Below are 19,891 nucleotides of genomic sequence, written 5' to 3'. Positions count from 1 at the left end.
ACCTACCTCTCAAGCACATGCGTGCTCATACATACGAAACGGGCCATGCTTGACAGCGTTAGATCAGGTCGTCGGCGTCGTCGATGATATCGGCGCCGGGCTCACCCATTACAAGTTCGTCGTGAACGCCGCAGAAGCGCGAGCCGGGGCGGGACTGGTTGCGGCAGCGCACGCCGTCCTCGTCCACATAAGCGCAGCGCTCGGGCTCAAGGTCCTCATCGTCCTCGTAGATAAGGTCCTCGGCGGGGGCGGCGGGAACCGGAACGTTCTTGAGGATGTCCGCAGCAAGGGTCTCGTTCTTGATGTCGATGTGCCAACCCGTGAGGCGAGCGGCGAGACGGGCGTTCTGGCCCTCCTTGCCAATGGCGAGGGAGAGCTGGTCGTCCGGGACGATGACGCCCGCGTAGTTCTTCTCCTCATCGATCAGCACGCGGGTGACCTTAGCGGGAGACAGAGCATTGGCAACGTAGACGGCCGGATCGGCATCCCACAAGATGACGTCGACGCGCTCGCCGCGGAGTTCGGAAACCACGGTGCGGACACGGCTGCCCTTGGGGCCAACGCAAGCACCGACCGGATCGAGGCGGTCGTCCAGGGAGCGGACGGCGACCTTGGAGCGCATACCGGGCTCGCGGGCGATGGACTTGACCTCGACGGTGCCCTCATAGATCTCAGGCACCTCGAGCTCGAAAAGGCGCTTGATCAGCGCGGGGTGCGTACGGGAGACCACGATGGGCGGACGAGAGTGCTCGCCGCGAACGGGCTGCAGCGTGGAATTGGGGTCGCGGACGTCGATGATGACGGCCTTGAGGCGCTGGTTGTGAAGATAGCGCTCGCCCTGGGGACGCTCGTTGCGCTCGTTCTCGTAGCGGCGCTGGTCAAAATGCGGGAGCTCGGCCTCGACGCCCTCGCGGATCTTCACGATGGTGAAGTCCGGGGTGGACTGAAGCACGGTGCCGTTTATGATATCGCCGATACGACCGGAGAACTCCTCGTAGATCTGCTCGCGGGCGGAGTTGCGGACGATCGCGTTGATCTCCGCCTTGGCGTGCTGGGCGGCGATGCGAGAAGTATCGCGAGGGGTGACGTCGATCTCTTCCCACTCGGTGTAGTTGCCCTCTTCGTCCATAGAGTCATCGATGGGGATGAGCTTGTAGACGTAGATCTTGCCATTGGAGCGGTCAATGGTGACCTTGGCGCCCCAATCAAGATGCAAGATCTCGGCGTAGCTCTTGGCAAGCGACTGCTCGAGGCGGTCGATCAGGTAGAGCTGGTCGATGTGCTTCTCCTGGCACAGCGCCATCAGCGCGTCCATCATATCGGATGCCATTTACTTCTCCTCCTTCTTGGGCTTGAAGTCGAACACCGGCTTCAAGACGCACTTCTTCACTTCGTCGTAAGAGATGGTCGCAGGGTCCTCGCCCTCAAGCTCCAGGGTCACCTGCGTATCGGTCGCCTGGGCGATAGTGCCCTTATAGCTGCGACGACCCTGCATGGCCGTGGTGGTGAGCTCAACCGGCTCGCCCACAAAGCGGGCGAAATCGGAAGGACGACGCAGGGGGCGCGCCATGCCAGGGCTCGAAACCTCGAGCGTATAGGGTCCGGCGATAGGATCGAGCTGCTCAACGCAATCGGAAACCCATGCGCTCTGCGCGGTCACGTCTTCGAGCGAGATGGATTCGCCGTCAAGGCGATCGAGGCGAACGCGCACGCACGGCGCCTTGGTCGCGCCCACGATCTCGACATCGACTACATCGATACCGTGATCCTGGGCGACCGCCTCCAATGCGTCGATGATCTCTTGCTCCAACTTGCTCTTGACCATGCAACACCTCCTCATACAAGAAAGGAAGCGGGGTCGAAACCCCACTCCCTCTTACGAAACAGCTTCAATTACTTGCCAAGCTTACCACGAATAGGCTGAACTTGCAAAAAATCGGCGAACTGGTCGAGATTAACGGACGAATGGAGCGCGCGTCACCACAATGTTTCCACGAGATGAAGCGCCTCTCCCCTGCCGGGGCCCTGTTCGAGCCGTTACTTGACCACCAGGTTCACCAGCTTGCCGGGGACGCAGATGGCCTTGACCACCGTCTTGCCCTCGGTCCACTTGGTAACCGCGGCCTCGGCGGCTGCCTGCATCGTAGCGGCGTCGGCATCCACCGGAACCATGACGCGGGCGCGCATCTTGCCCAGCACCTGGACGGCGATCTCCACCTCGTCCGCGGCGGCCTCCGCAACGTCGTAAACGGGCCAGGGCGCGGTGTAGACGCTACCCTCGCGGCCAAGCGCGGCGTGCCACAGCTCCTCGCAGACAAACGGGCAGATGGGGGCAAGCGCGGACACGATGTCCTGGGCCACCAGCGCGGTGAGCGCGGCGTCGCGCGAAGCGGCGTCCACGCCGTTGATATAGGCGCTCGCAGCGTTGACCAGCTCCATCATCGCGGAGATCGCGGTGTTGAACTGGCCGCGGTCAAAGTCGTCCGTGCACTTGGCAAGCGTGCGGTGGCGCTCGCGGTACAAATCCAGCGCGGGAGCGTCCAGGCTCGCCTTATCAAGGGCGGACGGGTCGCCGGCGGTCTCGCAGAGCTGCCAGACGATGCGCCACGCGCGCTTGATGAAGCGGTTGGCACCCTCCACCGCGTTGGGATCCCAGTCAAAGTCCTTCTCGGGCGGGGCGATGAATAGGATGGCAAGGCGCATGGTATCGGCGCCAAAGGGTTCGATAACGCTGGAAGGCGGAACCACGTTGCCCTTGGACTTGGACATGGTGTCGCCGTTCTCGTCCTTCACCATGCCCTGGCACAGAAGGTTGGTGAAGGGCTCGTCCACATCGAGCAGCCCGATATCGCGCAGCGCCTTGGTGAAGAAGCGGCTGTAGAGCAGGTGCAGAATCGCGTGCTCGATGCCACCGATGTAGTTATCAACCGGCATCCAATGGTTCGCGGCGTCCTTGGAGAAGGGCAGCTCCGTGTTGTGCGGATCGGTATAGCGCAGGTAGTACCAGCTAGAGCACGTGAAGGTGTCCATGGTATCCGTCTCGCGACGGGCGGGCGCACCGCAGACCGGGCAGGTGGTCTCATAGAACTCACGGCACTCCGCGAGCGTCTCGCCAGCGCCCAGGTCAAGGTTCTCGGGAAGCGTCACCGGCAGCTGGTCCTCGGGAACCGGAACGATGCCGCAGTGCTCGCAGTGGATTGCCGGGATGGGGTTTCCCCAGTAGCGCTGGCGGGAGATAAGCCAGTCGCGCAGGCGGAACTGAACGGAACGCCTGCCGGTGCCGGCCGCCTCCAGGTCGGCGACGATGGCCGCCTCGCCCTCGGAGTGCTTGCCGCCGATCATACCGGTGTACTTTCCGGACTGGACCAGCGTGCCCTCGCAGGTGAGCGCCTCCTCCCAATCGACGGACGTGACGACCGTGCCCTGCTCGTCCTTGAGCTGATCGAACAACGGGTCGTCATCAGAAAGGATGATGGGGACAACGGGGAGATTGTACTTCTTGGCAAACTCGAAGTCGCGCTGGTCGCCGCAAGGCACGGCCATAACGGCGCCGGTTCCGTAATCGGAGATGATGTAGTCGGCGACCCATACCGGCACCTTGGCGCCGGAGACCGGGTTGACAACATAACGGCCAGTGAAGGCGCCGTGCTTCTCAAGGGTGCCCTGGGCGCGCTCGACGGCAGAGATATGCTTGGCGCCCTCGACCACCTCGCGGACGGCTGCCTCGTACTCGGTTCCCTCGACGAGCTCCATCAGGCCCTTGTATTCGGGGGCGAGCAGGAAGAAGGTGTTGCCGAACAGGGTGTCCGCACGGGTGGTGAAGACGGTGATCTTGCCCTCGTCGCCGGGGATGGGTTCGCCGTTCTTATCGCAAAGGGTGAAGTCGACCTCGGCACCCTCGGAGCGACCGATCCAGTTCGCCTGCATCTGCTTCACGCGCTCGGGCCAGCCAGGGAGCTTCTCCAGGTCATCGAGCAGCTCCTGTGCATAGGCGGTGATCTTGATGTACCACTGCTCCAGGTCGCGCTTCTCCACCTCGGAGTCGCAGCGCCAGCAGCGGCCCTCGGTCACCTGCTCGTTCGCAAGGACAGTCTCGCACTTGGGGCACCAGTTGACGGGGTTCTTCTTGCGGTAGACAAGGCCTCGCTCCCACAGCTTCTCGAAGATCCACTGGCCCCAGCGGTAGTAATCCGGGCTGCAGGTCTTGACCAGGCGGTCCATATCGTAGGAGAAGCCCATGCGCTTCATGGTCGCAAGCGCCTGTTCCATATTCTTGTACGTCCAGGCAGCGGCCTGGGTGTTGTGCTTGATGGCGGCGTTTTCCGCAGGAAGGCCAAAGGCGTCGAAGCCGATGGGATGCAGCACATCGAAACCGCGCATGCGGGCCTGGCGCGCCATGGCATCGCCGATGGTGTAGTTGCGCGCATGTCCCATGTGCAGGTCGCCCGAAGGATACGGGAACATCTCCAAAACGTACTTCTTGGGCTTGCTCGCGTCGGTGTCGACGGCAAAGAGGCTGGAATCCTCCCAAGCTTTCATCCACCGGGACTCAATGGCCTGCGCGTCGTAGGCAGGGATCTCATCCTTATGGTCTGTGCAATCGCACATATCAGCTCCTTTAATCTTAGCTGGGGTCGGTCGGCTTGGCTTTGTTCGCTACTGCGGACAGTCCTGCTCGCACGAAGGCCACATTAAGTGGTCTTCGGCTCGTGCGGAACTTGTAGCGAACAAAGCAAAGCCGACCGACCCTAAGGTTAACTTGACTGATGATAGCAAATACAACAAGCGAGATGCCTGCGACTTGTTGGCATCTCGCTTTATCTAAAAAGAGTATGTACAGGGATAACACACTTCATTGGTTGTGAGTCATCAAAGGCCCACCAAATGAGTAACTGGACCAGCAAAATCAACTAAGTTGACCCTAGCCTTCAAGTTCACCCTGTTCGGCCTTATTGGGGTCAAAGAAGAACCAAGTGAGTAGGCCCGACACGACTATTCCAACGCCGTGGATAATGAAGTAGTTGATGATGGCCTGCTGGCTGTACAGGTAGGTAACGATACCCGGAATGGCAGCGACACCCATACCGGTGCTGGCCGCATGAAGCATTGCACCACACCAACCAGCACAGGCACCACCGCAAAGTGCGAACAGGAACGGCCTGCCAAACTTAAGGTTCACACCGAAGATTGCCGGCTCAGTAATGCCCAGGAAGGCAGGCAGCGATGCAGCCATATAAAAACCACGCTTTTTAGGATTCTTCACCTTAAGACCGGTAACCAGAGCAGCGGTAGCTTGGGCCATAATGCCGCCGGAAATCATGGCGTTAAAGGGATTAAAACCAGTGGTGGCAAGGTAGTCGGTTTCGAGCGCAAGGAAGATGTGGTGCATACCGGTAACCACGATCGCCTGCTGCGTGCCGCCAAGGATCAGTCCACCGAGGCCAAACGGCAAAGCAATAACAAACTTAGCAGCCGCCAGGACAGCGTGCTCGACAGTCTGGCACACGGGACCGATGACGAGCATGCCAAGCAGGCCGGCGACAAGAATAGTGGTGAATGGAGTAACGATCAGATCCATCACATCAGGGACAACAGACTTTAGAGCTTTCTCGGTCTTCGCAGCGATAAGGGCGACGACAAGAGCAGGAAGAACAGAACCCTGATAGCCAACCACATTCCACTCCAGACCAAACGGGTGGAAGGTGATTGCCTCAACCGTACCCTTGACCACGTCGTTAGGGTTAGGAAGAAGCGGGTTTACCAGCATGAGACCAAGGACGATACCGATAACGGGGCTGCCGCCAAACTGCTTCATACCCGACCATGCAATGAGCACGGGCAGGAACGTAAAGGCGGTTTTCATCAAGATAGTTGCGATTGTCAGAACGTTGGGGTCCATCTGGACACCAAACGAGTTAATGCAGTTAATAAAACCGCTAAAGAGACCCGTTGCAACCAGAACGGGAATGACGGGAATAAAAATATCGCCCAGAATACGGGATAGTTTCTTAGGGAGCGACATGCCAGCGTACAGATCAGCCTTAATATCGGTGTTAACGCCACCCTGATTCTCTCCAGCAACAATGTCATACACGCGATTGACGAGGCCGGTACCCAAGATTACCTGATACTGCTCGCCAGCGAAGAACTGGCCTTTGACGCCCTCGATGTCCTCGATGGCCTTTTCGTCGGCCTTGGCCTTGTCGTGCAGCGTCAAACGCAACCTGGTCGAGCAGTGGCCGACCGCCCTAATATTGTCCATTCCGCCAATCGCGGCAATAATGCCATCGGCAATGGCCTTATCGTCAGTTTTCATGATTAATCCCCTTTCGAGAAGTTCAAAATACATAGTTATGAGTCACGTTACGGACGAGCAGCCGAGCCATCCGGAAGCCTGCAGAGAAGCCAGCTCAGATCCTTATCGGCAGGAGGGAACTCCGCTGCGAGATCCTCATCGATATCAACGCCAATGCCAGGCTGATCGTTTAGATACACATAGCCGTTCTCAACAACCGGCATGCCGGGGAACACGCGATACGTATTCTCCTTAATGCTGCAGCTCCACTCTTGAATGCCAAAGTTCGGAGACGAAATGGAGAGGTGCGTGTTGACCGCATGCCCAATACCGGACATATCGCCGGGCCCATGCCAAGCCGTACGGACACCGTTAACATCCGCAAAAGCAATAATCTTGCGAACGGGCGTGATGCCGCCCGCCTGGCTAATGTGGAGACGCAGATAGTCAACGCTTCGATTCTGAACAAGCTGCATCCACTCGTGAGGATTATTGATGAGTTCGCCCATGGCAAGCGGGCACGTCGTATGAGCACGCACCTGATCGAACCACGCGATCTGCTCGGGAGGCAGCACGTCCTCAAGGAACAACAGGTCGAATTGATCCATCTGCTGCGCAAAGCGAATCGCTTCGGAGGGCGTCAAACGCTCGTGTACATCGTGGCACAGCTCGATGTCGTCGCCAAATTCTCGACGCAGCGCAGCAAAGCCCTTAATGGCTGTGCGCATATAGACCTTGGGGTCATAGTAGGCTCCAGGCAACGCACCCTTAGGCTTGTACTCGACGGGAACGTTTCCGCCGTAGCCGCCAATCTGCACGCGAATTCGATTCCATCCAGCATCAACACGCTGCTGAACCAAATCAATAGCACCCTCAACCGTCTGCGCATCGGCATGAATGTAAGCCGGAACGGCCTCTCGGCATTTACCGCCAAACAGGTCGTAAAGCGGCATACCGGCCATCTTGCCCTTAATATCCCAAAGTGCCATATCTACGCCAGAGAGGGCGTTGTTCCAGATTGGCCCATTGCGCCAATAACCAGAAACGTGCGCGGTCTGCCAGATATCCTGAATCCGAGCAGGATCCTTACCAGCCAAGAAAGGTTTTAGGTAACGATCGACTGCGTGCGCCACCGCCTCATAACGCTGCGTAAATGTGGCGCAGCCAACACCGTAGATAGACGGGTCGTTCGTCTCCACTTTCACCACAACGAGGTTAATACCCTCGGGAGCAGTGCAAATTGGGCGCACGTCCGTGATCTTCAAGGAGTCCATGTGATTCCTTCCCGATTCACCGAGACACGCTTCTGTTCGCGGTCTCGCCTAACAAGGCCCAGTGTAGGAGGCCAATGCCCCCAAGTGATTCGAGAAAGCAGATATAGGTACTTCGTCCGCGGTTGGGACGAATTCCCAAAGGCTGGGAATTTTCCACAGGTCGTTTACCTGCAAAAACTTAACGATGTGCCCGTTTATATTCGGAATACCTTAAGAACAGGATGCTGACGAGGAGGAAGTACGCATCAAGAACATCGTAGGTGCGCCCTCCGCCGATCGGCAAACTCTCGGTACCGACCAAAATGCTCGCATCAGCAAGATGAGCGATATCGTTATCCAGATAGCTCGTTACCGCAATAAAAGGAACATTTCTGGCTTTGAGATTTCGCGCTAATGTCGTCGCGTTATCAGACTGGCCTTTCAAAGAGAATACAAACAACAAGTCATCTTGAGTTAACGCACCCGTAAGGGCGGCAGTCTCGTCAACGCCTTCCACGACATAAAAGTACTCATCGCCGGCCAGAAACACGCGACGCATCTCCTGCGCAACTGCGCGCTGAAGTGTTCCCGTACCATAAAGGAACACCTTTGAGCTTTGTTCGATGAGCCTAAAAACAGACGTGAAATCGCGGGTCAGAAAATCCTTAAGACATTTCGAAACGATGGAGGTATACCTATCGAGAACTGCGGCATCAACCATACCGCGCGCATCAGCTTCCACCTCTGCCTTAAGGGCATACTTGAACTCGGAAAACCCTCGAAATCCCAAGCGCTGAGTAAAGCGAAGCACAGCAGACTTCGATGCATTGCACTTAGCAGCAAGATCAACGAGCGTTGAGTTCGCCGCTTCAAAGCGATGTATCGAAATATAATGCCAAATATCACGATCGATCTCACCCAAATCGACGTAATGGTCTCGGACCAGTTCGTCAATCTTCATTTCTAATATCTCCCTTATGAAAAGCGCCACAGGACGTTTGAGACAACGATACTCGATTGTGGACCTATCGAAAACAAAAAGCGTCGCCCGCAAATGAAGCGGACGACGCCTTCAACATAAAAACCCGCTAATACCTAAACGCTAGCGATAGGTAACGGACTGCTGCGAATCCTTCACGACAACGTCGTGGGCGCCGCCTTCGACGATGGAGGTGGAGCTTACCAGGGTCAGGCGTGCCTTTTCCTGGAGCTCGGGGATCGAGAGGGCACCGCAGTTGCACATCGTGGACTTGACCTTGTAGAGCGTGCCGCCCACGCCGTCCTTGAGGGAGCCGGCGTACGGCACGTAGGAGTCGACGCCCTCGACGAAGCTGAGCTTCGCGGCGCCGCCCAAATCGTAGCGCTGCCAATTACGAGCACGCGCAGAACCCTCGCCCCAGTACTCCTTCATGTACTGGCCATTGACGTTGACGCGCTCGGTCGGGCTCTCGTCGAAGCGGGCGAAGTAGCGACCCAGCATCATAAAGTCGGCACCCATGGCAAGGGCGAGCGTCATGTGGTAGTCGTAGACGATGCCGCCGTCGGAGCACACGGGCACGTAGATGCCGGTCTCCTCGTAGTACTCATCGCGAGCGCGGCAGACGTCGATCAGCGCGGTGGCCTGGCCGCGGCCGATGCCCTTGGTCTCGCGAGTGATGCAGATGGAACCGCCGCCGATACCCACCTTGATGAAGTCGGCACCGCAATCTGCCAGGAATCGGAAGCCCTCGGCATCGACCACGTTGCCCGCACCGACCTTGACGGTCTCGCCGTAGTTGGCGCGGATCCACTCGATGGTGCGCTTCTGCCACTCGGAGAAGCCCTCGGAGGAGTCGATGCACAAAACGTCTGCACCGGCCTCGACCAACAGGGGCACGCGCTCGGCGTAATCGCGGGTGTTGATACCGGCGCCAACCATGTAGCGCTTGTTGGCATCGAGCAGCTCGTTGGGGTTGGTCTTATGGCTATCGTAGTCCTTACGGAAGACGATGCCCACCAGGTGGTCGTTCTCGTCCACAACGGGAAGAGCGTTGAGCTTCTTATCCCAGATAAGGTCGTTTGCATCCTTCAGGGTGATGTCCTTATCGCCCACGATGAGCTCGGCGCGCGGCGTCATGAACTCGGCAACCTTCTTGGAGTGGTCGTCGCGGCTGGGGCGGTAGTCGCGGCTGGTGACGATGCCCAGCAGCTTGCCGCGGGGCGTACCGTCATCGGTCACGGGCATGGTGGAGTGCCCGGTCTTGTCCTTGAGCTCGATGACCTGGGCCATGGTCATGTCCGGGGTCAGCGTGGAATCGGACTCAACAAAGCCTGCCTTGTGGTCCTTGACAGCCTTGACCATGGCTGCCTCGGACTCGGGAGTCTGGGAGCCGTAGATAAAGGAAAGGCCGCCCTCGGTTGCCAGGGCGACGCCCATGTCGACGCCGGACACGGACTGCATGATGGCGGAGACCATGGGGATGTTCAGGGTGATTGCAGGCTCCTCGCCGCGCTTGAAGCGAGTCAGCGGCGTCTTGAGCGAGACGTTTGTTGGCACGCATTCAGAGGATGAATAACCGGGGACGAGTAGGTACTCGGAAAAGGTATGGGACTCACCTGGGAAAAACGTGGCCATGGTACTCCTTCGCATGCCGCATGTCGTATAGGTTGCAGCCCATTGTAGCGCAGTCGGTGCTGCTACAATGCAGAGTGTCCAAACTATTACACGATATTCCAATGCATCGCGATTGTATGAAGGCAGGTCGCATATGAAATTGAAGGCTTCCGCGCGCCTTGTGGTCAACTCGGAGAACCCCGAGCTGCCGGGCACCTTTAGCCACGGCTGCGTCATGCTTCTCGACGGCGTGTCTCGCACCAAATCGCTTAACAAGGCCGCCAAAGAGCTTGGCATGGCTTATTCAAAAGCGTGGCGCCTGGTAAAGGAAGCAGAAGGCCAGCTTGGCTATCAGCTCTTGCTGCGCGACGGGGCCAGAGGGTCTAGCCTTACGCCCGAGGGCGCTCGCGCGGTAGAGGCCTATCGCATCCTTCAGGATGAGATAGACGAGCTGCTACGGCGACGCACCCCCGAGCTATTTGGATAGGCGCGAACACAGGCTAACCGAAAAACGCCTTAAGGCCGATGAAGATCAAGACGATGCCGCCGGTAATCTGAGCATGAGAGCCGAAGCGCTCGCCCAAACGACGCCCGATTATCAGGACGGCAAAGCAGCACGCAAGCGTGGTGAGACCGATCGACAGACCGTACATCACGATATTGGCGCCCGATGCGGCAAGAGAAACCCCGACCACAAACGCATCGATAGACGTTGCGATCGACTCGAAGAAGATAGTGGCGAACGAAAGCTTGGTGGCCGAGCACGCCTCGGGCTCGCGCAACTCCCGTACGGCCTCGAAAATCATCTTACCGCCGACGAACGCGAGAATAACCAGCGAAACAATGCCCGCATAGGCCTCGATGACAGGCGCTATCAAGGTTCCGCCAAAATACCCCGCAACCGGCATAGCGGCCTGGAAGACGGCAAAGGCGATGGGCATGGCGATCTTCTTTGAGATAGGCATATCCGGCTCGCACAGGGTATTGGACAAGGTGACCGCCATGGCATCCATAGCTAGCGCGATGCCCAAAACAATGCTCTCGACCAAAGAACCTATAACCGCTGCGTTCAAGTTTCCTCCCCATACTAAATCTGCAACACCGACGATGCAGAACCAATTCACAAGATGAATGCGACCAGGCCCGACGCCTAGACGATGCCGCGCAGCGCCCTGTCGATATCATCCACAACGCCAAGAGGGTTGTCGGTCCCCGCAAAAAGCCTGACGGTGCAACCCCCGTCGCCCTCGAGCGCTGAGACCCTGGTGCGGGGACCTCCTGCGGGAGCCGTACGGTACTCGGCTCCAAGCGCGCGGATAAACTCACCCGCCCGCTCGCCCCGCGGCAGTGCGAAATCAATCGTCGGACCCGCGCCGTGCATAAGCACGCTCGAAACGACATTGCGATCTACATGGGCGGACAGACCGGGATAGTCGACACGCGGTATAGCTGGATGGGCGGAAAGGTATTCGGCGATCGCCCTCGCGTTATCCATATGGCGCTGCATGCGAACCTCGACGGTATCGAGTCCTTGGGCGATGCAGTCAAGCGATGACGCATCCCAAAGAAGGGACGTACGCGCCTCGCTTTGGGACAGCCGCGACTCCAGATGATTTAACGCCGTTCTTGCCGCGGGATCGTCCGCGCGATGCCCGCCCCGCTTGAATTGATCGCGCGCAACGCTCACGGCAACCACCTTGCAGCCAAGAGATCCGGCGGCAATGCGATCGAGGGCCTCGAGCACCACGTGCGCTCCAAGGGAAAGGGCACGGCACCCAAAAAGAGAGGCAACGGTGTTATCGACAACCAGCAGAGCTCCCTCTTCTCGAGCGGCGACCGCAAGCGCGCGAAGATCTGGAACCCTGAGCCCCAGGCAGCCGATAGAATTCACAAACCAGACAAGCGAAGCGTCTTTGGATCCCGCATCCCTTCCCGCTCGTACAAACTCGTCCACGCACGGACGGTCGATAAAGCGAATGCAGGTTGAATCGAAACCCTGCAAAAAAGCACCGGCGAAATCATTTGCGCACGCCACCAAACACGAACGCTCCGCAAGGCCCGTTAGCGCAAGGGCCGCGGGCGCATGAGCTGCCCGCATAAACCAAGAAGCGCGGGCCGAGCATGCGTACGCATAGCGCTCCTCGATAGACACGAGGTCGCCCATTGCAATCCCCTCCTTTTTGCAAATAAGAAGAATTTATTATTCCATCAAAAGGAAAGCCCCGCAACCAAAAGGGCTGCGAGGCGCTGTAAGGGCTCTGTAATGCTTTGGCCGATGAGCCCATCTAAGCAAAGCCGTTAGCGACGCTCGGCGATCTCTGCCTTGATATCGGCGATGAAGTCGGAAAGCTCGCGCTGGACGGTCTCGTTGCTGCGGTCGCGGACGGAGATGTTGCCGCTCTCGACCTCCTTCTCACCGATGATGAGCATGTAGGGAACGCGGTCCGTGCTGCGGGCGTCGCGGATCTTGTAGCCAATCTTCTCGTCGCGATCGTCCACTTTGGCGCGGACGCCGGCGGCAACGAGCTGATCGCAGACGGTGTGGGCGTAGTCGCGGCTCTTCTCGGAGACGGGCAGGACCTTGACCTGCAGCGGAGCGAGCCAAGTGGGGAACTTGCCCTCGAAGTGCTCGATCAGGATGCCGATGAAGCGCTCGATGGAGCCGAAGCAGACGCGATGGAGCATGATGGGGCGCTTCTTCTCGCCATCGGCGTCAATGTAGGTGAGATCGAAGTTTTGGGGCATCTGGAAGTCCAGCTGAACGGTGCCGCACTGCCAGGTGCGACCCAGCGAGTCCTCCAGGTGGAAGTCGATCTTGGGACCGTAGAAGGCGCCGTCGCCCTCGTTGATGACATAGTCCATGCCAAGCTGCTCGAGCGCGGTCTTGAGGCCGGCCTCCGCCGCCTCCCAATCCTCGTCCGAACCCATCGAGTCATCGGGACGAGTAGAGAGCTCCAGGTGATAGGTGAAGCCGAACTTGTCATAGACGGAGGTAATGAGGTTCACAACGCCCACGATCTCGTCGGTCAGCTGCTCGGGGGTAACGAACAGGTGGGCATCGTCCTGGTTGAAGCAGCGGACGCGGAACAGGCCGTGCAGGGCGCCCTTGAGCTCATGACGATGCACCAATCCGATCTCGCCGGCGCGGATGGGAAGCTCGCGGTAGCTATGCGGCTTGGAGCTGTAGACAAGGACGCCGCCCGGGCAGTTCATGGGCTTGATGCAGTACTCTTCGTCATCGATGACGGTGGAGTACATGTTGTCCTTGTAGTGGTCCCAGTGACCGGAGGTCTTCCACAGCTGCTTGTTCATGATCTGGGGCGTGGAAATCTCGACGTAACCGGCGGCGGTGTGGATCTCGCGCCAGTAGTCAAGCAGCGTGTTCTTAAGAATCATGCCGTTGGGCAGGAAGAACGGGAAACCGGGGGCCTCGTCGCGCATCATGAACAGGTCCATATCGCGGCCGATCTTGCGGTGGTCGCGCTTCTTGGCCTCCTCGAGCAGGCGCAGGTGCTCCTCAAGCTCGTCCTTGGTGGCAAACGCGGTGCCGTTGATGCGGGTGAGCATCTTATTGTTCTTATCGCCCTTCCAGTAGGCGCCGGAAACGCCGGTGAGCGTAAAGGCCTTGAGCGCCTTGGTATAAGTGAGGTGCGGGCCGACGCACATGTCGATGTAGTCGCCCTGCTGGTAGAAAGTGATGCGGGCGTCCTCGGACAGGTCGCCGATATGCTCGACCTTGTACTTCTCGCCACGCTCCTCCATGAGGGCGACGGCCTCCTCGCGGGGAAGCTCGAAGGTGCTGAACTTGAGGTTCTCCTTGACGATCTTCTTCATCTCGGCCTCGATCGCGGGCAAATCGTCCTCGCTGATCTTCTTGTCACCGAGGTCGACGTCGTAATAGAAGCCGTTATCGGTTGCGGGGCCGTATGCAAAGTCAGCCTCGGGGTACAGGCGCTTGATGGCCTGCGCCATGATGTGAGCGGCGGAGTGGCGGATTACGTGGACGACATCCTCGTCCGCGACCTCTGCGACGGAGCCGTCGTTATACAGTGCCTTCATGTAAATCTCCCTCTTGTAGATGAGCTTAGTACCAGAATAAAGATGTATCGCCATGCGCCCACGCACAATGTATCGATACCGCAAAACACCCGCCATCCACATATTTGGAAGACGGGTGCTTGGACGCGCATATCACGCCGCGAAAACCGGAGCGTGCGCGCCTATTGGATGTGAGTTCGGCAGTACGGGCACACTTTCCAATGAGCGTCGAGCGGCTTGTGGCATGAGGGGCAGACGTTGCGAACCTGCGTGTTGCATACCGGGCAGACAATAAAGTCCTTCTCGATGGTGGTGCCGCACTTGGGACATGCGCCGTACTGGGCTAGCTGGTGCTCGCGGATAGCGACGTCGAGCTCCTGCTCCTCGCGATCGGACGCATAGGAATTGGGACGCAGGACAATGTATGCGATGAGACCGACCAGCGGGATGAGCGCGACCAGGCCCCACGCCCAAAACGCCTTGACGCCGCGGCGCTTCGCGTCGATGAACACATAGACGACGGAGAGCACGTACAGTGCGACAATGAAGCCGATGAACAGATAGACCGCCATCATCAACTGCGGCGACATGAGCTCCTGGATATACTTCGACATAGCGATGCGCTACCTTCCTATCTGGTACGCCGACTTGCGGCGACATGGTCTTTGGCATTGTATACCGCATACGGCGGCTTCGTCCATTATTCATGCATTTTGATTCAACGCGGCCCGGTGGCGGCATCGCCCAGCAGCAAGAAGCCCCGTATGTATAGAAACGCGTCGGGACGGATGGCGCCGCCCGCTAACGGAGCATAAGGCCGTTCGCGGACGCTTATTGACGCTTCGTCTATATCATGCGTGCCAATCCTGCCGCAGGGATACCATAAGCCATGAAACATGAACACCTGACACCAAAAAGGACGTGATATCAGGGTGAGACACTACGATATCGTCATCGTGGGAGCAGGCATCACGGGGTGCGCCATCGCGCGCCAGCTTTCACGATATGACCTTGCGATCGCCTGCGTGGAGGCGGGCAACGACATCGCGCTGGGCTCGACAAAGGCAAACGGCGGTCTTGTCCACGCCGGATACGATCCGGCGGCAGGCACCGTCAAGGCGAGCGTTAACGCACGCGGCTGCGCCCTCTACGGCCGTTGGGCCAAAGAGCTTGGATTTGGTTTTAAGCGCACCGGCTCCATGGTGCTGGGTTTCTCCCCCGCCGACCGCGAACACCTGGAAAAGCTGCTGGAAAACGGACGCGCCAACGGCGTCGAGGACATGCGCATTATAGAGGACGATGAGATCTGGGAGCACGAGCCCCGCGCGAGCAAGGAAGCCACCTGCGCGCTTTGGTGCCCCTCGACTGGCTACGTCGACCCCTTTGAAGTCGCTATCGCCGCCGCCGAGAACGCCGCTGCGAACGGCGTCGAATTCTGGCGCAGCGCCGCGGTCGACGCGATCGACGAGCATGCCGACGGCTTTGTGCTCCATACGTCCGCCGGCGACCTTAGCGCCTCCTACTTGGTTAACGCCGCAGGCAACGGCTGCGCCGACATCTCGCGCATGGCGGGCGGCGAACACTTTGAGCTGGTATGGCGCCAGGGCAACATCGCTGTTTTGGACCATGAGGCTCGTCCCCTCATGCCGCTCTACCCTATCCCGACGTCGGTTTCCAAAGGCGTCATCGTGACCGGAACGGTCCATGGCAACACCGTCATCACCGCAACGGCCGCAATTCGCGAGGCGGGCGACAACGATACCTACGCCGCGGACGTGGAGGAGCTGCTTTCCGGAGCCCGTAAACTGGTCCCTGACCTGGATACGCGCCGCTTAGTCCGCGCGTTCGCGGGCGGGCGAGCAGTCATCCGCGGACTTAACGACTTCCTTATCGAGCGCTCCGCCGCGCAGCCGCGCCTGTTCCAGGCCGCCGGCATCCAGTCCCCCGGCGTCGCCAGCGCGCCCGCCGTGGCAGAACGAATCGAGGGCCTCATTCGCCAAGCGGGCATAACGCTTATCGAAAAACCCGGCTATAACCCCGCGCGCACCGTGCCGGAGGATTTCGACCTCGCCTCGCCCGATCGCAAGCGAGAACTCATCGAGTCCGACCCTGCCTGGGGGCGCGTGGTGTGCCGCTGCGAAACCGTGCCGGAGGCTGAGATTGTCGCCGCGATCCGCCGCGAGCCGGGAGCCGTCTCGGTCGAAGGCGTCAAGCGCCGTTGCCGCGCCGGGATGGGAAGGTGCCAAAGCGGTTTTTGCCAGAGCCGTGTGGTGCGCATCCTCGCCCGCGAACTCGACTGCGATCCCGCCGACGTCCTTCTTGAGGACAAGGGTTCGAACATCGTCTACGGCCCTGTAAAGGAGGTGCACTAACCATGAGCGAAAATGCACGTAAACGCACCCGCTATGACGTTTTGGTCATTGGCGGCGGCCCCGCGGGAATGGGAGCCGCGCTCTCCGCGCAGGCAGCCGGCGCACGTGTCGCCATCATAGAACGAGACGCGCACTTGGGCGGTATCCTTCGCCAGTGCATCCATCCGGGATTTGGTCTCGAGCACTTTAAAGAGGAGCTCACCGGACCGGAATACGCCCAGCGGCTCATCGACCAGGTGAAGCAGACCGCCGTCGACGTCTTTACCAACACCATGGTGCTCTCTATCGACGGCGGCGACGCGAACGGCGCTGCGGGCATCGACTCCCCCGCGCCCTCGCGCGATTCGCACGCCGTCCACACCGTCGCCTGCATGAGCCCCAATGGATACATCGAGTTCGATGCCGCATCCGTGGTCCTCGCCATGGGATGCCGCGAGCGCACGCGCTCGGAGATCAAGATCCCTGGCAGCCGCCCCGCCGGCGTCTTCACCGCGGGATTGGCGCAGCGCTACATCAATATCGAGAATCTGGCGCCGGGCAAACGCTTCGTCATCCTGGGGTCCGGCGACATCGGCCTCATCATGGCGCGCCGCCTGGCCTTGGAAGGCTTCGAGGTGGAGGGCGTCTACGAGCTCATGCCCTACGCAAACGGACTGTTCCGCAATGTGAAGAATTGCCTTGAGGACTTTGGCATTCCGCTGCACCTCTCCACCACCGTCACCCGCATCATTGGCCATGACAGACTCGAAGCGGTCGAGGTTTCGCGCGTAGACCAAAATCTCGCCCCCATCCCCGGCACCGAGCGCACCATCCCCTGCGACGCGCTGCTGCTCTCGGTTGGCCTCATCCCGGAAAACGAGATCTCCGTCGCCGCCGGCGTAAAGCTCGACCCCCGCACGCGCGGCGCCATGGTGAACCAAGACCTTATGACAAACGTGCCCGGCATCTTCTCGTGCGGCAACGTTCTACACGTGCACGACCTTGCGGACAACGCCACGGCTGAGGCCGAGCGCGCCGGCGCCGCCGCGGCATCGTGGGCAAACTCCATGTATGTGGACGAGGAAGACCTTGAAAGCCGGGAAGGCACTGCCGCCAACGTCGACCCCGCCCCCGTCCAAGCCGAAAACCTTAAGGTAGAGGCGGGCGGCATAGCCGGCTACGCCCTGCCGGAGGTCATCTCAAACACGGATAAGCTGGTGAAACTGTACTTTCGCGTGCGGCGTCCGCATGACCGCGCGCGCATCAAGGTTTCTAGCGGCGGCGCGGTCATCTTTGAGGGCAAGCCGCGCGCGTTCAAACCCAGCATCATGGAATCCATGCCACTCACACCCAAGATGATGCAGCAGGCGCACGGGACCATCACGTTTAGCGTCGAGCCCGTCGAGGATGAGGATACGCCCGCAAAGGAGGTACGGTAGCCATGGCAGATACGCAAGCTTTGCAGTTCCACTGCACCACATGCCCGTCCGAGTGCCTACTCGACGTGGTAATTGAGAAAGACGGCGACGTCACCCGCGTCCTATCTGTCCACGGCAACCGCTGCCAGCGCGGCGCGGCGTTTGCGGAGCAGGAGACCACCTGCCCCATGCGCATCTTGGCAACCACCGTCCCCGTCACCGGCGGCGACCAGCCGCTGCTGCCGGTTCGCACCAGGGAGTCCATCCCCCGCGCGCTGCATATGCAGGCGATGGAACTACTGCGCGCCACGCAAGTGGCCGCACCGGTACGCATGGGCGATGTGGTGGTGCCCGATATCATGGACAGCGGCGTCGACGTGGTTGCGTCCCTCGATATCGATTGCGAGCGCTAGGCCCTTGTCACCGCTCGCAACCGCGACCGCACCGATGCAGGACGCACCAATGGCACCAAAAATGGTCCAAAGTAATACCGATGTTTTAGGTATTACTTTGGACCATATTGAAGCCCTTCAAGTGGCACGTGGCAATACCAACTTTGGAATCGGTATTATCATGTGCCACTTTTTTGCAAAAAAGCGGTCCCTTTTAATACCAATTCTCATAGCGGTATTAAAAGGGACCACATAAGCCGTCTAAAACGGCACAAAGTAATACCAGACCTGGCACGGCGCCTAGAGATCGCGTGCTATGCCCTTACAGGAATGCCTACGCGTCCAGCCTCACCGGCTCATGCGTATAGGAGTTGAGCACTTCGACGCCCTCCTCACCCACAAGGACTAAGTCCTCGATGCGCACGCCGGTGCGTCCGGGCAGATAGATCCCCGGCTCGATGGAAAACGTCATACCGGGTTCCACCACGGCCGTGTTGGAAAGAGAGACATCGCCCGGCTCATGATCCTGCATGCCAATGGAGTGGCCCAAGCGGTGAGTGAAGTACGGCCCGTAACCGGCCTGCTCGATGATATCGCGCGCGCAGCGGTCGATGTCGCAAAAGCGAACGCCCGGACGCACCATGGCCTCGGCGGCTTCGTTCGCGCGACGCACCACGTCATAGATGCGAGCGGACTCCTCGTCCGGCTCGCCCCAAAAGAAAGTGCGCGTCATGTCAGAGCAATAATCGCGATACTGGCCGCCGATATCAAACAGCACAACCTGATTGTCGCCCAGCACGGTGTCATCCGGCTCGTGATGGGGATCTGCCGCGTTGGCGCCAAAGCTCACGATGGGAGGGAACGAGAATCCGTCGCACCCCAGCTCCTTGTAGAGGCCCGATAGCCGCGAGGCAACCTCGCGCTCCGTCACGCCCGCATGCAACAGGGAGGGCAGCTGCGCCATCACCTGATCGTTGATCTGGCTTGCACGGCGCATAAGCTCGCGTTCGCGTTGGTCCTTGATCGCCCGCGTGCGCGCAACGGCGTAAGACCCCAAAAAGAACGATGCAGCGGCGCGGCGCTCCTGCAACGGCAGCAGGAAACCAGATCTCATCTGCGCGTCGATGCCCAGCGGGCGGTCAGGGTCGATGCGAGCCATCAAGACCCCTGCAAGGTCATCGGTATCGCTAAAGAGCACCACGTCCGCATTGTCATACTCATCGATGGGGAACAGCGCGTTGTCAAAGATGACCGGGCGCTCGCCATCGGACAGCAGCAGACCGGAGAACCGCTCCCCCATCTCCGCATAGAAGCCGGTCAGATAGTAGATAGACCACGGATCGGTCACCAGCAGCTGGGAGCCGGGATGCCCCTCGCCAAGAACCTGCAGCACGCGAGCGATTCGCGCCTCATTAACGGTTGCCATAGCTCCTCCAATATCGACCTTGCCGCAACCCGCGAACGCCCGCATAGGCGCCCGCGAACATCGCGGCGTTGCAAACAAATCCCAAATAAGGTTCCAAACTCGTCACGGCGCATGCACCCGCACGC

The 19,891-nt window shown here is 59.5% G+C and carries 16 protein-coding genes; 4 read left to right on the top strand and 12 right to left on the bottom strand.

From position 1 onward, the window contains the following. Positions 1-58: 58 nt before the first annotated feature. The 7 genes from nusA to B3H65_RS03675 all read right to left on the bottom strand — a co-directional run bounded on the left by nusA (position 59) and on the right by B3H65_RS03675 (position 10,162). Positions 59-1,330 (bottom strand): transcription termination factor NusA, encoded by a 1,272-nt coding sequence (nusA, locus tag B3H65_RS03705; protein WP_117679342.1) that lies wholly within the window; start codon positions 1,328-1,330, stop codon positions 59-61. Next, positions 1,331-1,825 carry a ribosome maturation factor RimP gene (gene rimP, locus B3H65_RS03700; RefSeq protein ID WP_009140562.1) on the bottom strand — a complete coding sequence of 165 codons (495 nt, stop codon included), beginning with the start codon at positions 1,823-1,825 and terminating at the stop codon, positions 1,331-1,333. Between the two features lie 212 nt (positions 1,826-2,037). Continuing rightward, positions 2,038-4,608, bottom strand: a complete 2,571-nt coding sequence (leuS, locus tag B3H65_RS03695; RefSeq protein WP_286684177.1) for a leucine--tRNA ligase — start codon at positions 4,606-4,608, stop codon at positions 2,038-2,040. A 313-nt stretch (positions 4,609-4,921) separates the two neighbouring features. Further along, the gene (locus B3H65_RS03690) at positions 4,922-6,316 is read right to left on the bottom strand and encodes a PTS transporter subunit EIIC (RefSeq protein ID WP_286684176.1); all 1,395 of its coding nucleotides are present in this window, start codon (positions 6,314-6,316) and stop codon (positions 4,922-4,924) included. A gap of 47 nt (positions 6,317-6,363) precedes the next feature. Further along, on the bottom strand, positions 6,364-7,569 hold the full coding sequence (locus tag B3H65_RS03685; RefSeq protein WP_286684175.1) for an enolase C-terminal domain-like protein: 1,206 nt from the start codon (positions 7,567-7,569) through the stop codon (positions 6,364-6,366). A 178-nt stretch (positions 7,570-7,747) separates the two neighbouring features. Next, a complete protein-coding gene (locus B3H65_RS03680) occupies positions 7,748-8,509 on the bottom strand; it encodes a MurR/RpiR family transcriptional regulator (RefSeq protein ID WP_009140566.1) in 762 nt (253 codons plus the stop codon). Positions 8,510-8,650: 141 nt separating this feature from the next. Continuing rightward, entirely contained in the window at positions 8,651-10,162 is a 1,512-nt protein-coding gene (locus tag B3H65_RS03675) for an IMP dehydrogenase (RefSeq protein WP_286684174.1), read from the bottom strand. A 133-nt stretch (positions 10,163-10,295) separates the two neighbouring features. Between B3H65_RS03675 and B3H65_RS03670 the strand changes: the two genes are divergently transcribed. Further along, positions 10,296-10,628, top strand: a complete 333-nt coding sequence (locus B3H65_RS03670; protein WP_117679338.1) for a winged helix-turn-helix domain-containing protein — start codon at positions 10,296-10,298, stop codon at positions 10,626-10,628. A 13-nt stretch (positions 10,629-10,641) separates the two neighbouring features. Here B3H65_RS03670 and B3H65_RS03665 read toward each other — a convergent pair whose 3' ends face one another. The 4 genes from B3H65_RS03665 to B3H65_RS03650 form a co-directional block, all read right to left on the bottom strand. Beyond that, positions 10,642-11,214 carry a manganese efflux pump MntP family protein gene (locus tag B3H65_RS03665; protein WP_286684173.1) on the bottom strand — a complete coding sequence of 191 codons (573 nt, stop codon included), beginning with the start codon at positions 11,212-11,214 and terminating at the stop codon, positions 10,642-10,644. 77 nt (positions 11,215-11,291) lie between these two features. Further along, entirely contained in the window at positions 11,292-12,305 is a 1,014-nt protein-coding gene (locus B3H65_RS03660; RefSeq protein ID WP_286684172.1) for a PLP-dependent transferase, read from the bottom strand. 134 nt (positions 12,306-12,439) lie between these two features. Next, the gene (gene thrS / locus B3H65_RS03655; protein WP_281694336.1) at positions 12,440-14,200 is read right to left on the bottom strand and encodes a threonine--tRNA ligase; all 1,761 of its coding nucleotides are present in this window, start codon (positions 14,198-14,200) and stop codon (positions 12,440-12,442) included. A 161-nt stretch (positions 14,201-14,361) separates the two neighbouring features. Then, positions 14,362-14,793 carry a double zinc ribbon domain-containing protein gene (locus B3H65_RS03650; protein WP_009140572.1) on the bottom strand — a complete coding sequence of 144 codons (432 nt, stop codon included), beginning with the start codon at positions 14,791-14,793 and terminating at the stop codon, positions 14,362-14,364. Between the two features lie 318 nt (positions 14,794-15,111). Here B3H65_RS03650 and B3H65_RS03645 point away from each other — a divergent pair, with 318 nt between their 5' ends. The 3 genes from B3H65_RS03645 to B3H65_RS03635 are packed head-to-tail and all read left to right on the top strand — an operon-like array spanning position 15,112 to position 18,361. Further along, complete coding sequence (locus B3H65_RS03645; RefSeq protein WP_286684171.1) at positions 15,112-16,551, top strand: NAD(P)/FAD-dependent oxidoreductase; 1,440 nt, start codon at positions 15,112-15,114, stop codon at positions 16,549-16,551. A 2-nt stretch (positions 16,552-16,553) separates the two neighbouring features. Then, positions 16,554-17,969: an NAD(P)/FAD-dependent oxidoreductase gene (locus B3H65_RS03640; RefSeq protein ID WP_286684170.1), complete on the top strand. Its 1,416-nt coding sequence runs from the start codon at positions 16,554-16,556 to the stop codon at positions 17,967-17,969. Positions 17,970-17,971: 2 nt separating this feature from the next. Further along, positions 17,972-18,361 (top strand): DUF1667 domain-containing protein, encoded by a 390-nt coding sequence (locus tag B3H65_RS03635; RefSeq protein WP_286684169.1) that lies wholly within the window; start codon positions 17,972-17,974, stop codon positions 18,359-18,361. A 313-nt stretch (positions 18,362-18,674) separates the two neighbouring features. Here the strand turns inward: B3H65_RS03635 and B3H65_RS03630 are convergent, their stop codons facing one another. Continuing rightward, entirely contained in the window at positions 18,675-19,766 is a 1,092-nt protein-coding gene (locus tag B3H65_RS03630) for a M24 family metallopeptidase (protein WP_286684168.1), read from the bottom strand. Positions 19,767-19,891: the final 125 nt, after the last annotated feature.

This window comes from Collinsella sp. UBA1693 (genome assembly GCF_002320115.1).
Lineage (GTDB): Bacteria > Actinomycetota > Coriobacteriia > Coriobacteriales > Coriobacteriaceae > Collinsella > Collinsella tanakaei.
The sequence above is the reverse complement of the archived record's forward strand: the minus strand, read 5'-3'. Positions and strand labels throughout refer to the sequence as shown.